The sequence below is a fragment of the Paludisphaera rhizosphaerae genome (assembly GCF_011065895.1).
In the GTDB taxonomy this organism is placed as follows: domain Bacteria; phylum Planctomycetota; class Planctomycetia; order Isosphaerales; family Isosphaeraceae; genus Paludisphaera; species Paludisphaera rhizosphaerae.
This window is the reverse complement of sequence record NZ_JAALCR010000014.1, coordinates 169608-183390: the sequence shown is the minus strand read 5'-3', so window position 1 is coordinate 183390 and position 13783 is coordinate 169608. Positions and strand designations below refer to the sequence as shown.

Sequence of the window (13783 nt, the reverse complement as noted above, 5' to 3'; positions counted from 1 at the left end):
TCGTCCGAGGTTGCTTCGTTTGGGCCTCGGGCCTACCAGTGCATGACGAAACCGCCGTCGACGTTGATCGTCTGGCCGGTGACGTGCGCGGTTCGATCCGAGGATAGGAAGACGATCATGTCGGCCACAGCCTCGGCGGTTTGCCAGCGGCCGAGCGGCACGACTGCGCGGATCTTCCGGTCCGACCATTCGTCGTAGGAGAGGCGGTCGGCCGGGGAGGCCTGGTCATGCCAGGCCTGCCAGACCGAGCGGTTCAACGGGGTCTGCACCATCCCGGGACAGACCGTGTTGACGCGGACGCCGTGCGAGGCCAGATCCTTCGCCAGACACTGGGCGAAGTTGATGTTGGCCGCCTTGGACGCGCTGTAGGGAGGATCGGTCTGCGAGCCGATCTGACCGGCGACGGAGGCGACGAAAACCATCGTGCCTGACTTGCGCTCGATCATCACGGGCGCGAGGGCGTGGGCGACGTTCGCCATGCCGATCACGTTGACGTTCAGCACGCGAGCCCAGTCGGACGGGCGAAGGTTGGTGAACGGGAAGCCGAACTTGCCGGAACCGATCGCCGCGGCGTGGACGAGATGGTCGATCGGGCCCAGTTCGGCGACCGTCCGCGCCAGGGCGAGGTCGACGGCCGCCTCGTCGGCTACGTCGACGGGAACTCCCATGACGGGCGCCGAGAACTCCGCGCCGAGCCTGTTCGATTCGACGCCGACCTCGTCGTTCAGGTCCCAGAGCGCCACGTGGGCCCCTTCGGCGGCGAAGGCCCTCGCCACAGCCCGCCCGATCCCGCTCGCTCCGCCTGTGACTACCGCGACTCGACCTCTCAGATTCAGATCCATGGCGAGTGCCTCCTCGGCTCTCAAGCCTCTGCGTCAGGTCTCCCCGACCACCACGACGGTCGCCTCGGGGACAGAGCGAACGATCCGATCGAGGAGGGAGGTTCGGAACCAGGTCTTCCACCAGGGCTGCTGGCTGCGGCCGACAACCACGTGGGTGATCCCGTACTCGCGGACGAAACCCGCGACGGCCGTGGCCACGTCCTTACCTCGGAACTGCATGGGGACGCCGTTCGCCAACCGGGCCTGGTTGAGTGTATCGGCCACGCTTCGCTGGGTGGCCGCGTCGATCTTCTCCGTCTGCTCGCCGGGCGTCTGGACGTAGACCGCGTACCACGGAGCCCCCAAACGATCCGCCAGCCGGGCGCCGGCGCGGAGAAGTCGCGAGGCGTTCGGGCTCCGGGAGCTGACGCAAACCATCACCCGTTCCGACCCACTCGGCTCCGAATTACCCACCTGCCGCTCCTGACGGCGACGGTCGAGGATATGGGCTAGATGCTCCAGGGCCAGCTCGCGGAGTTGCTCCAGGTTCTCGCCTGTGAAATACCCCTCGAGCGCCCGAGCGGCCCGGTCCGCTGGATAGACCTTGCCGACGCGAAGCCGCTCCTGGAGATCCTCGGCCGAAAGGTCGACGTTGACCACCTGGTCGGCCTGCTGAAGCACGGAGTCGGGAACTCGTTCCTTCTGGCGCGTCCCCGTGAACCGCTCGACGACGTCGTAGAGACTCTCCAGATGCTGGACGTTCAATGTGCTCAGGACGTTGACGCCGGCGCGGAGCAAATCGTCGACGTCCTCATAACGCTTGGCGTGCTTGCCTCCCGGGGCGTTGGTGTGGGCGAGTTCGTCGACCAGGACGACGGTCGGCTTCCGAGCCAGAACCGCGTCGACGTCCATCTCTTCGAGGGTAATGCCCCGATAGCTGATCTTACGGCGAGGGACCAATTCCAACCCGTCGAGCAAGGCCGCGGTCTCGGCCCGACCGTGGGTCTCGACCACGCCGACGACGACGTCGACCCCCTGGGCTTTGAGGCGGTGGGCCTCCTGGAGCATCCCATACGTCTTGCCGACTCCCGGCGCGAAGCCCAGATACACCTTCAACCGCCCGCGCTGTTGGCGGCGGATCATCGCCAGAAACTGCTCGGGACGACCGACGGCCTCGTCGATCTCGCTCATAACGCGGCCTCCAGTGCGCCGGCTGGCTTCCAAACGGGCAGAGTGATGCGAAACGTGGAGCCCCGGCCGAGCTCGCTCTCACACTCGACCTCGCCGCCGTGGGCGGTCACGATCTCCTTGACGATCGCCAGGCCCAGTCCTGTTCCCTGCGATCGCGACTGATCGGGGATGCGAAAGAACTTGTCGAACACGTGGGGGACGTACTCCGGTGGGATCCCGACTCCCGTGTCCTGTACGGCCAATTCCACCCGATCGTCGTCGACCGAACGGGCGGACAGCGTGATCCGGCCTCCGAGATCCGTGTAATTCGCCGCGTTGACCAGCAGGTTGTCGAGCGCCTGTCCCAGGCGCTGGGGATCGGCGGCCACCGGCGGCAGCGGCGCGGAGCCGACGTCGATGCTCACCTTCATCCCGTCGACCCTCGGCTGGACCCGTTCAACGGCCGCCCGGAGCAAGCCGACGGGGTCCTCGGGACGCACGGCCAAAGGCTCGCGGCGATTCTCCAGGCGGGCGAGGGAGAGCATGTGCTCGACGATCTTGAGCAGTCGCTCCGTATTGTCGCGGGCGTCGATGAGCAGCTCGGTTTGCTTCTCGGTGATCGGCCCGACCGCCTCCTCCAGCAACAGATGGACGGCCAGTTGAAGGCCGGCCAACGGAGTCTTCAACTCGTGGCTGGCGGTCGCGACCAGGTCGCTCTTGAACTCGTCGAGAAGCCGAAACTGGGTCACGTCGTTGAACACGACGGCCGCGCCGAGGGTCCCGCCGTGAGGATCGCGAACCGGCAGGACCTGCGGAATGTAGACCCTGTCTCCTCCCTCCGATCGATACGTCAAAGCTTGATCGAACGATCGCGAGAAGAAAGGGACGCGATCGCGAAGCGCGTCGGCGAGGGGTTCACGGAGACTCTCGGGAGGCTGCCAGGGAGGGTCGGCCTGACCGCCGGGAGTGACGCCGAGCAACTGGCGAGCGGCCGGGTTGGCCATGTCGACCCGACCGCCGGGCTCAATCATGAGGATCGGGTCGGGGAAGGCGTCGATGGCCGACTGGCTGGCCTGCTGGGCTCGCTGCAGCCGCGTGGCCTGCGATTGGCGGAAGTCGCGCAACTGGGACGTCATGCGATTGAAGGAGGCCACCAGTTCGCCGACCTCGTCCTGAGTGTCGGCCGTGACGAGTTGATCGAAACGGCCGTCGCCGACGGCCTGGGCGGAACGCGTCAGATCCTCGATCGGACGCAGGATGGTTCGGGTCGTCCGCCAGGCGAGCATCCCCGTCGCGACAAGCGCGACGATCAGGCCGGCGCCGGCCCATCGGCGAGCGCCGGCCGCCGTCTGCCGGGCCTTCTCGCTGGCCAGTTCCATGCTCTCCTGGTTCAGTCGGCGAATCCCGTCCGCCTGCTTCTTGACCTCTTCGAACGCCTGCTGAATCGGCCCTGTGCGACCTTCAACGCCGTAGAAGGCGGCCTTCCGGTCGAACCCGGCGGGCGAAGCGAGGAACTCGTCTCCCAGACGATGATATCGCTCGGTCGCCTCGCCCAGCCGAGCAACCAGCTCGGCTTCTCCCGCCTCGGTGACGTTGTTCTTCTCCAGATCGTACTCCTTCAAGAACGAGGTCCACGCAGCCTCGTACCGACCCCTCGCGCCGGGGATTCCTTCCATCGCCTCGGGGAAGGCGGCGTGAATTCGTTCGAGGGCCTCGTTCAACCCGTGCATCGCCTCCACGCTCTTGTAGTTCGCGCGCAGGATTTCGTCGATTCGGTTTCCCACGACCCCCAGAGAATAGACGGCCCCCGTTCCCAGCAGGGCCAACAGGAAGAGCAGCGGGGCGAAGGAAAGCCAGAGCCGATACTTCAGCGACATCGCGGCGACTCCAAGGCTCAAAGCCCGTATTTCTTGCGCTTGCGGTAGAGCGTGCTGGGATCGATCCCAAGCGTGCGAGCCGCGTCATCCAGGGTCGGGCTGGACGCCAGCACGCGGCGTATGTGCTCGATCTCCAGTGCGTCGATCGGAATCTCCTCGCCGACCGCGACGCGCGGAGCGGGCGTCGACAAGGGCGACGCCAACGCGGCAGGCAGATCGCTCACGTCGATCTCGTTTCCACGGCAGAGAAGGACTCCGCGTTCGATCGCGTTCTGCAGCTCGCGGACGTTCCCCGGCCATCGATGCCGAGCAATCGCCTCGCGTGCGGCGGGTGTGAATCCCGTCACCGGACGCTGCAAGCGCCCTGCGAACTGGGCGAGGAGATGGTCGGCCAGAACCGGGATATCGGCTCGACGGTCCCGCAACGGGGGCAGGATCAGCTCGATCACGTTCAGGCGATAGAGCAAATCCTCGCGGAACCGTCCGGCGGCGGTTTCGGCTTCAAGGTCGCGGTTGGTGGCGGCGATGATTCGAACGTCGGCCGTCCGCGAGGTCGCCTCGCCGATGCGTTCGTAGGTGCGGTCCTGGACCAGCCGCAGCAGCTTGGGCTGGAGGGGGAGCGGCAGGTCGCCGACCTCGTCCAGAAAGAGCGTCCCCCCCGCCGCCGCGGCGACCTTGCCCACGGTGTCGCGGACGGCCCCGGTGAATGAGCCCCGGGTGTGGCCGAAGAGATCGCTCTCCAGCAGCTCGGCCGAGAGGCTAGGACAATGGACGGTGACGAACGGTGCGGCCGAGCGACGACTCCTCGCATGCACTGCGCGGGCGAGGACGCCCTTGCCGGTGCCGCTCTCGCCGCGGAGCAGGATGGAAGCGTCGCTCGGGGCCACGGCGAACGCCGTCTCCAGAACGCGCTGCATCGCGGGAGATTCACTCGACAGCACGGCCTCAGCCGTCTGGGCGACGGAAGCCCGCGGGACGGCCCAGCGGGCGATGAGATCGGCGAGTTCCCGAGGCGTGAACGGTTTGGGGAGATAGTCGACGGCGCCGCGGCGCATCGCCTCAACGGCCGTATCGATGCTCGCATAGGCCGTGATGACCACCACCGCCAGCCCCGGCGCGGCGCGTTCGAGATCGACCAGAACGTCCAGCCCTGACTCGCGGCCGAGCCTCAGGTCGAGCAGCGCCAGATCGGGCCGAGCGGCTCGCGCACGGTCCACGGCCTGGGCGCCAGTCGCCGCCTCTTCAACCGCGTGCCCCTGGCTCTCCAGCACCGTTCGGATCGTACGCCGGAGAATGGTCTCATCGTCGATGACCAGGATATTCATGTCTTGGATCCAGTCTCCCCTTCAAACGCCTGAAACCTGCTGCTTGCATCGTGCAAAACGCACGACGGCTTGCGGCGTCCTGCACGACTTCAGCCAGAGAGCCGCGTCGGGTCGTTTCGCCGATCCGCAGGCGAGGCCGTGAGTTGCGCCAGGCTCCGGATTCGGCGCCCTCCTTGCGATAGTACGCACGACGCGGACCAAACTCAAAAGGGAGGAGACTTCCGTGGACCTGACCGTCTGGATTCCCGCGACGCTCCTGCTGGGAGTCGCGATCATGGCCCTGATGGGCCTGTTCATCAACGCCTGCGACCACGTTTAAAGGAGAGCCCCCGTGATCTGGTTGACCGTGCTCGTCGCCGCCTTCCTCTTCGCCTACCTGCTGGCCGCCCTGCTGCGGCCGGAGAACTTCTGACCGTCGGACGCCCTGATGATCCGACCTTCAACGACCCTGGAAACGAGCGATTTCCCATGTGGCTTCTGCCTGTCTCGATCGTCGGCCTTACGGTCCTGCTCTCCGTCCCGGTGGGGCGGCTGTTAGCCAGGATTATGGACGGCGATCGGCTTCCCGCCGGCCCGTTCGCCTGGATCGAACGTCGCCTCGACACTGGGCCGCAGTCCTGGAAACAGTACGCGGCCGGGCTGATCCTGTTCAACGCCGTAATATTCGTCTTCGGTTATCTGGTGTTGGCCGCCCAGCCGGCGGCGCCGCTGAACCAGACCGACTCCGTCTTCCCGGACGGCAAGGGGATGCTTTCGCCGACGACGATCTTCAACACCGCGGCGTCATTTCTGACGAACACGAACCTGCAACACTACTCGGGCGAGCAGCACCTGTCGTACTTCACGCAGTTGGTCTTCATCGTGGCGAACATGTTCGTCGCGGCGGGCGTGGGATTCTGCGCCCTGACGGCGGTCGTCCGGGGGCTCCGCGGCGATTCGCACATGGGGAACTTCTACGTCGACATGTGGCGCCTGACCGCCTACGTCTTCGTCCCGGCGTCGCTCGTGATGGGCGTGGCGCTCATGGCGGCCGGGACGCCGATGACGCTGGAACCCTCGGCTGAGATCCAGACCGTGCAGGCCGGCGTCATGGGGGTTGGAACGAATGGGACGCCGAAACCCCAGGTGATCGCCCGCGGCCCGGTGGCGGCGATCGAACCGATCAAGCAGCTCGGCACCAACGGCGGTGGGTTCTTCGGAGCGAACTCGGCTCACCCTTACGAGAATCCGAACGCCTGGACCAACGTCCTGGAATGCGTAGGCCTGCTCATCTTCCCGTTCGCGCTCGTGGTGATGTTCGGCGTGATGCTCAAGCAACCGCGACAGTCAGCCGTGATCTACGCGGTAATGCTTACGTTGCTCTCGGCCATGATCGGCTGGACGGTTTATCAGGACTCCTTCGTCCCGAACCCTGCGTTCGAGTCCCAGGCCGACCGGACGATCGTCGCCGGGGGGGCCCCTGAAAAAACCATCCCCGCCCTGGGGAAGCTCCCCATCGACTCCAAAGGGCTGGGGAACACCGAGGGAAAGGAGTTGCGGTTCGGCCCCTCCGCGGGTCCTACATTCGCCGCCCTCACCACGGCGATCTCCTGCGGCGCCGTGAATTGCATGCACGACTCGCTCAATCCCCTGGCGGGCATCGGCCCCCTGATCGGCATGCAGTTGAACTGCGTGTTCGGTGGCAAGGGAGTCGGTCTGGTGAACATGCTCGTCTACCTCATCATCGGCGTCTTCCTGGCGGGCCTGATGGTCGGTCGAACTCCCGAATACCTGGGAAAGAAGATTGAGGCCCGGGAAATGAAGCTGGCCATGCTGGCGCTGCTCGTCCACCCGATCATGGTCCTGGGGCCCACCGGCCTCTTCGCCGCGATGAGCTGGGGTCGAGAGGCGACGAACAACCCCGGCGCCCACGGATTCAGCGAAATCCTCTACGAGTTCAGTTCGGCGAGCGCCAACAACGGATCGGGTTTCGAGGGACTTGCGGACACGTTCGGCTTCAACGACGCGTCCAGGAACCTCTCGACGCCGGCGACGCATGCCGCAGCCTGGGACCTCTCGACGGGCATGGTGATGCTGGTCTCGCGATTCGTCCCGATCATCGCCCCTCTTGCTCTGGCGGCGAGCCTGGCCCGGAAGCGGCGGACGCCGTTCACGACGGGGACCATGCGAACCGATACGCCGACCTTTGGATTCGTCCTGCTGGGGACGGTCTTGCTCCTCGGCGCCCTGCTCTTCCTCCCCGCCCTGGCGCTCGGCCCGATCGCCGACCACCTGGGGCCGATCCCCTTCGGTCGTTGACCCGAACCAGGACGACGTGAATTCCCTGCGTCTGGAACCCATTCGGATTGAGACGAAACAATGACTGCTTTGCTCCCCCAGGCCCCGAAAGCACCGGCCGACGAGTTGAAGACGGCCCGACGTCTGAGCCGTCGCCAGGGCCTGTTCGCCCCCGACCTGCTCAAGGCGGCCCTCTGGCAGGCCGTCGTCATGCTCCGGCCGGACCGGATGTGGAAGAACCCGGTCATGTTCACGGTCGAGGTCGGGACCGCCCTCTCGATCGTCTACACCGTTTACAAGCTGATCGATCCAGCTTCGACGCTCGCCACGTTCGGCTACCTGCTCGCGCTGGACGTCTGGCTGCTGTTGACGGTGCTGTTCGCCAACTTCGCCGAGGCTCTCGCCGAGGCCCGCGGCAAGGCCCAGGCGGATTCGCTGCGAAAGACCCGCCGCTCGACGCCGGCGTTCCGCCTCACCGCCAGGGGGCTCAACCCGGCGGCAATGCTCATCGCGCCCGAGTCGGAGTTCGATGAGGTCTCCTCGACAGACCTGAAAGAGGGCGACCTGGTCGCCGTCGAAGCCGGTCAGACGATCCCCGGAGACGGCGAGATCGTCGCCGGCGTGGCCAGCGTCGACGAGTCGGCGATCACCGGCGAGTCCGCCCCGGTCGTTCGCGAAGCGGGAGGCGACCGCAGCGGCGTGACCGGCGGGACGCGAGTGCTCTCCGACCGCATCATCGTCCGCGTGACGGCGACGGCCGGGAAGTCGTTCCTCGACCGAATGATCGCCCTGGTGGAAGGGGCTTCACGGCAGCGGACGCCCAACGAGATCGCGCTATCGCTGGTTCTCTCCGCGTTCACGCTGATCTTCCTGATCGTCGTGGCGGCCCTCTGGCCGATGGCCGCCAACGCCGAGGCGTACATGGGCGAATACCTGGGCGCAACGGGCCTGAAAAGCCTGGGGAGCGACGTGCCGACCCTGGTCGCTCTGCTCGTCTGCCTGATCCCGACGACCATCGGCGCACTGCTGGCAGCGATCGGCATCGCGGGAATGGATCGAGCCCTTCGGGCGAACCTGATCGCCAAGAGCGGCAAGGCCGTCGAGGTGGCCGGCGACGTCGACACGCTGCTGCTGGACAAGACGGGGACCATCACGATCGGCAACCGCAAGGCCACGAAGTTCCTGCCACTGGACGACCTGGCCGCGACGGAGGTCGGCGCGTTGGCCGCCTTGGCGAGCGCCGCCGACGAGACGCCTGAGGGCAAGAGCATCGTTGAACTGTATCGCCACACGCCCGGAGGCAACGCATCGGCGGCCGCTCCCCCGTCCGGCGCGGTCTTCGTCCCGTTCACCGCCCAGACCCGGATGAGCGGCGTCGACCTGCCGGACGGGCGGAGGATCCGCAAAGGCGCTTCCGACGCGGTGCTCCGGTATGTCCTGGCCGCCAACGGCACGCCTCCGGCGCGGTTGAAGGAGCAGGTGGACGTTCACGCCGCCCAGGGGGCGACTCCGCTCCTGATCGCCGAGGGGAACCGGATCGTCGGCGTCGTGGTCCTGGAGGACATCCTCAAGCCGGGCATCCGCGAGCGGTTCGAACGGCTCCGCAAGATGGGCATCCGGACTGTCATGGTCACGGGCGACAACCCGCTCACCGCCGGCAGCATCGCCAGGCAGGCGGGCGTCGACGACTACATCGCCGAGGCCACCCCCGAGGCGAAGCTCGCCTACATCCGCAAGGAACAGGCCGACGGCCGGCTCGTCGCCATGATGGGAGACGGCACCAACGACGCCCCCGCCCTGGCGCAGGCCGACCTGGGGGTCGCCATGAACAGCGGCACCCAGGCCGCCAAGGAGGCCGGCAACATGGTCGACCTCGACAGCGACCCGACCAAGCTCATCGAGGTCGTGGAGATCGGCAAGCAACTGCTGATGACTCGCGGAGCCCTGACGACGTTCTCGATCGCCAACGACCTGGCGAAGTACTTCGCCATCGTCCCCGCCCTGTTCGCCGGGACACTCCCCTGGTTGAAGGCGCTCGACTTCATGGGCCTGTCGTCGCCGACGTCGGCCATCCTCTCGGCGGTGATCTTCAACGCGATCATCATCCCCTGCCTCATCCCGATCGCCCTGAAGGGAGTGAGGTACCGCCCTGTCGGCGCCGACGCCCTGCTCCGGCGCAACCTGCTCGTCTGGGGGCTGGGGGGCGTGGTCCTTCCTTTCATCGGAATCAAGCTGATCGACGTCGTTCTGTCGCTGCTCCCCGGAGTCGTTTGAAGAGAGCGCCAAGCGGTCGTATCCGTCCACGTTCAATGCATCGGAGTTCGTCGTGAAGAACAATATCCGCGCAAGTTTGATTTTGCTGCTGGCCACGGTCGTTCTATGTTGCGGACTGTACCCGCTGGCGTTATTCGGCGTGGGACGCCTGCTCTTCCCGAGCGCCGCCGCGGGGAGTCTGATCGAGGGGAAGGGCGGAGCAGGATCACAGGGCTCCCGGCTGATCGCGCAGCCCTTCACCGCGCCCGAGTATTTCTGGCCCCGGCCGTCGGCGGCCTCATACAATGCGACGGCGTCCGGAGGGAGCAACTGGGGTGCGAACAACCCTAAGCTCCGCGATCGCGTCTGCCAGCAAATCGGCCCGATCCTCGTCTACAAGCAAGGCTCACGATCGGCCGGCGCCGGCCCGAAGCCGCGAACGCCTCAGCAAGACATCGACGCCTGGTTCGCCGCCGTCCCCGATCGCGCAGCGGCCTGGGCCTCGGCTTCGTCGACCGGCCCGGTGAACTGGGCTCGAACCGACCTCTCCGGCGAGGCCTACGGCCTCCAGGGCGAGTACATCCGCCAATGGGCGAATGAACACCCCGAGGTGCTCGAAGCCTGGAAAAAATCGAACCCCAACGCGGACGCTCCGAAGCCCGAGGACCTGGTCACCCCGTTCTTCGCGAGCTTTGCCCGCGTTCATCCCGGCAGGTGGCCCGGCGTGGTGGAGGTCGCCCAGACCGACGGAACAAAGGTGAAGCGGATCGAGCCTGTCGCCTCCGACCCGGCCGTCCACGCCAACTTCTTTGACCTGTGGGTGAGCGACCCGGCGAACCGCGACAAGGCGGCCGACCTGGAACCCGTGATCGCCGACATGGTGACGACGTCCGGCTCGGGCCTCGACCCGCACATCACCCTGAGGAACGCGCTGTCCGTCTACCAGCTCGACCGCGTTGCGGCGAAGCGAGCCCCGAGCGATAGTGAGGCCGACTCGACTCGCGCTGAGATTGAAAAGCTCGTCCGCGCCCACGCTTTCACGCCCCTGGCAGGGCTCGTCGGCGAGCCGCTCGTCAACGTGCTGGAACTGAATCTGGCTCTGGACGAACGATTTCCGACGTCGGCCGTTCGCTGATCGGTAGATGAACGGTGAACGTCGCCCCGCGTCCAGCCGCGTTCTCGACGGTGATCCGCCCACCGAAGACTGCGGCGATCCTCGCGGCCACCGACAACCCCAGGCCGACCCCCGGCGCCCCCTTCAGGCGAGCCGACTCGGTTCGGTAGAAAGGCTCAAACAGGCGGGCGATCTCGGCCGGCTCGATCCCCGGCCCTTCGTCCGAAACCGAGATCGCCACCGTCGCGTCGCGACGCGAAAGCCGAACCTGGATAGGAGAACCGGGAGGGCCGTACTTCGCGGCGTTGTCGAGAAGGTTGTTCAGGAGTTCTCCCAGAAGGGGACCGTGAACATGCACCAGGCAGGGCGTCGACGACGGCTCCTCGTCATGAACGACCTCCACCCGCCCTCGTCCCGGCCAGGCGTCGAGGTGAGCCTTGAGCCAGTCGTCGATCGCCACTTCCTCAAGCGCCGGCCGGCGCGCCTCGGCGTCGGCCCGGCTGAGGAACATCAGGCCCTCGACGATCTGCCGAAGGTGCCGGGTTCTCGACTGGACGAGCGTCAGGACGCGACGGTACTCCTCCGGCGAGCGGTCCTGGCGCAAGGCCAGATCGACCTGGCCCTGGACCGAGGTCAGGGGCGTCCGGAGTTGGTGTGAGGCGTCTCCGGTGAAACGCTGCTGCCGCTCCAGCGACTCGCCCAGCCGGTCGAGGAGCGCGTTGAACGTGCGGCCCAGCTCCGCCAGCTCATCGTCGGCGGCGGGAATCGGCAACCGACGTCCCGGCTCGTCTCCCTCGATCGCGCCGGCCGCGGCGGCCATGTCGGTCAACGGCTGCAGAGCGGCGCGGCAGAGCCGGCGGCCCGTCGTCAGGCAGACGGTCCAGACCGCGAGCGAAAGCCCCGCGAGCGTCAACGCCAGATTGCGGAGGTTTGATCGCACGCCTTCCATCGAGGAGGCGACCGACAGAATCAGCGCCTCGTGGCGACCCTCCTCCGGACTAGCCAGCGGCGCCTCCGCGGCGGCGGTCGGAGGCCGCCCCAGGCGTCGACTCATCGCCAGCCACGTCGCGCCTGAGTCGTCGGCAAAGGTGGCGAAGCGTCGATCGGCTCCCTCGTCGACTCCCAGACGACTCAGCTTGCGGTCAGGCTCATCCGTTGAGGAGCCGTCGATCCGCGTCCCCCGTTCGTCGGCGACTCGCCAGACGAGTGGACCTTCGAGGGTGCGCCGGCCGAAGGTCAGGCTGCGTTCCTCGGGTTCCCAGGTCACGCCGTCGGGCTCGATCTCGGCGGCGGCGGACAGTGTGTTGAGCGCGGCCTCCAGACGTTCGTACGCCTGGCGGTTGAGATGCTTGGAGGCCAGCAGGTACAGGGCGATCGAGAAGCCGACGAGGACCACGGCGATGGCCGTGACGTAGTAGATGGTCAGCCGCGTTCCGAGTTTCAGGTTCATCGGTCCGCGCCCTCGTCGGGGTTCGCACCAAAGGTGTAACCCCGCCCTCGGAGAGTGTGAATCAGCCGCCCTCCCTGAGCTTCCAGCACCTTGCGAAGCTGCATGACGTGGAATTCGAGCGTGTTCGACACGCCGTCGTAGCGTTCCTCCCAGACGTGCTCGTAGATTCGAGTGCGGGAGAGAACTTCGTCCGGATGTCGGAGGAAGAAGATCAACAGCGCGTATTCCTTGGCCGTCAATTCCAGGCGTCGTCCCGCCCGGTCGACCCGATGGGTCGTCAAATCGACGTGGACGTCGCCATACGTGAGGACGTTGGAAACCGCGCCGACCTGCCGTCGCGAGAGGGCTCGGACGCGGGCCAGCAGCTCCTCGAAATCGAAAGGTTTGCAGAGATAGTCGTCCGCGCCGCCGTCGAGGCCGCGGACCCGGTCCGAGACGGCGTCGCGAGCCGTCAGGAAGAGGACGGGCGTGACGTTTCCGGCCTGGCGGAAGCGTTTGAGCAGGGTGAGACCGTCCGCGCCGGGGAGCCACCAGTCGAGTACGACGAGATCCCAGGGCCCGTGCGCCAGCGCGTGGCCGCCGTCGACTCCATTGGAGGCCGACTCCACCGTGTATCCCTCCTCGCGAAGCCCGCGGACGATGAAGTCGGCGATCTCCGCATCGTCCTCGACCACCAGGACCCGAATCCCCATGGCGCCTCCCGCTCTCGCGCAGCGATCGACGGCGGCCGGCTTGAAAACCAACGGCCGCCGTCGCCTCGCTCGTCATCGACGAAGCTCAGTCGTCGCCCTTCTCCTTCTTCTTGCCCTTGTCGCCCTTCTCTTCCTTCTCCTCGTGGTCGTCGTCTTCGTCGTCCTTGAGGATCTTCCCCTTGGGCGAAATCTTCACCTCGAAGTCCTTCTTGCCTTCGACGGAGAGGACGACCTCGAAGAACTTGTCCACGTCATCGTCTTCATCTTCATCCTCGTCTTCATCGTCGTCTTCGTCCTCGTATTTGACGACCTTCTCGGCCTTCTTGATCTTGGCCTTGGGGAACTTCTTCTCGACGGCCGCGGTCACCTCGCTGGGGAGCTTGGCGGCGTCGATGGTCTTCTCGACTTCGAGCAGCTTTCCCTTCGCCGAGACGGCGACGTCCATCTTCGCATCATCGTCCTCGACGACGACTTCAAAGATCGTCTTGCCGTCTTCCTCCTCCTTGGCGGCGGAGACCAGCTTCCCTTCAGGGAACTTCTTCTTGACGGCGGAGCGAACGGCCTTCGGCAGATCCTCGACCTTGATCGACTCCTCATCGGCGAAGGCCGACCCCGCGGCGATCACCAGGCCCAGCGACAGTACGGCGAATCTCACGTCGACTCTCCTTTTCGCACCTTGAGACCGTGAGGCGACCCGACCTCCGTCCACTGCGGCGGCCCGTCCCTCGACGCGGGTGACATCCTAGGACGACGGGATGAGAGGACCATGAGCCGACGATAAGAAACATCTTACGCAGCCCTCAC

At 66.3% G+C, this 13783-nt stretch carries 11 protein-coding genes; 4 read left to right on the top strand and 7 right to left on the bottom strand.

Annotated features, from left to right (window positions below; translation table 11 throughout):
• Positions 1–32 precede the first annotated feature (32 nt).
• From G5C50_RS19090 to G5C50_RS19075, 4 genes are read right to left on the bottom strand one after another with little or no spacing between them, the layout of a single operon-like run.
• Positions 33–842 carry an SDR family NAD(P)-dependent oxidoreductase gene (locus G5C50_RS19090; RefSeq protein ID WP_165071892.1) on the bottom strand — a complete coding sequence of 270 codons (810 nt, stop codon included), beginning with the start codon at positions 840–842 and terminating at the stop codon, positions 33–35.
• Between the two features lie 33 nt (positions 843–875).
• Entirely contained in the window at positions 876–2012 is a 1137-nt protein-coding gene (locus G5C50_RS19085; protein WP_165071891.1) for a universal stress protein, read from the bottom strand.
• A complete protein-coding gene (locus tag G5C50_RS19080; RefSeq protein WP_165071889.1) occupies positions 2009–3868 on the bottom strand; it encodes a HAMP domain-containing sensor histidine kinase in 1860 nt (619 codons plus the stop codon). The genes G5C50_RS19085 and G5C50_RS19080 overlap by 4 nt, the downstream gene beginning before the upstream one ends.
• 17 nt (positions 3869–3885) lie before the next feature.
• On the bottom strand, positions 3886–5193 hold the full coding sequence (locus G5C50_RS19075; RefSeq protein ID WP_165071888.1) for a sigma-54-dependent transcriptional regulator: 1308 nt from the start codon (positions 5191–5193) through the stop codon (positions 3886–3888).
• Positions 5194–5524: 331 nt separating this feature from the next.
• Here G5C50_RS19075 and kdpF point away from each other — a divergent pair, with 331 nt between their 5' ends.
• Genes kdpF through G5C50_RS19055 form a run of 4 tightly spaced genes read left to right on the top strand, consistent with a single transcriptional unit; the run spans position 5525 to position 10858 of the window.
• Positions 5525–5605 carry a K(+)-transporting ATPase subunit F gene (gene kdpF / locus G5C50_RS33285; protein WP_165071953.1) on the top strand — a complete coding sequence of 27 codons (81 nt, stop codon included), beginning with the start codon at positions 5525–5527 and terminating at the stop codon, positions 5603–5605.
• Between the two features lie 56 nt (positions 5606–5661).
• A complete protein-coding gene (kdpA, locus tag G5C50_RS19065) occupies positions 5662–7491 on the top strand; it encodes a potassium-transporting ATPase subunit KdpA (RefSeq protein ID WP_165071886.1) in 1830 nt (609 codons plus the stop codon).
• A 60-nt stretch (positions 7492–7551) separates the two neighbouring features.
• A complete protein-coding gene (gene kdpB, locus G5C50_RS19060; RefSeq protein WP_165071885.1) occupies positions 7552–9744 on the top strand; it encodes a potassium-transporting ATPase subunit KdpB in 2193 nt (730 codons plus the stop codon).
• Between the two features lie 52 nt (positions 9745–9796).
• The gene (locus G5C50_RS19055; protein ID WP_165071883.1) at positions 9797–10858 is read left to right on the top strand and encodes a potassium-transporting ATPase subunit C; all 1062 of its coding nucleotides are present in this window, start codon (positions 9797–9799) and stop codon (positions 10856–10858) included.
• On the opposite strand, the gene G5C50_RS19050 is transcribed toward G5C50_RS19055, so the two are convergent.
• The 3 genes from G5C50_RS19050 to G5C50_RS19040 form a co-directional block, all read right to left on the bottom strand.
• Positions 10797–12287 carry a sensor histidine kinase gene (locus G5C50_RS19050; protein WP_165071882.1) on the bottom strand — a complete coding sequence of 497 codons (1491 nt, stop codon included), beginning with the start codon at positions 12285–12287 and terminating at the stop codon, positions 10797–10799. The two genes, G5C50_RS19055 and G5C50_RS19050, sit on opposite strands and share 62 nt — an antisense overlap.
• Complete coding sequence (locus tag G5C50_RS19045; protein WP_165071880.1) at positions 12284–12979, bottom strand: response regulator transcription factor; 696 nt, start codon at positions 12977–12979, stop codon at positions 12284–12286. Before G5C50_RS19045 ends, G5C50_RS19050 begins: the two co-directional genes overlap by 4 nt.
• Before the next feature lie 85 nt (positions 12980–13064).
• Entirely contained in the window at positions 13065–13634 is a 570-nt protein-coding gene (locus G5C50_RS19040; RefSeq protein WP_165071879.1) for a PepSY-like domain-containing protein, read from the bottom strand.
• Positions 13635–13783 lie beyond the last annotated feature (149 nt).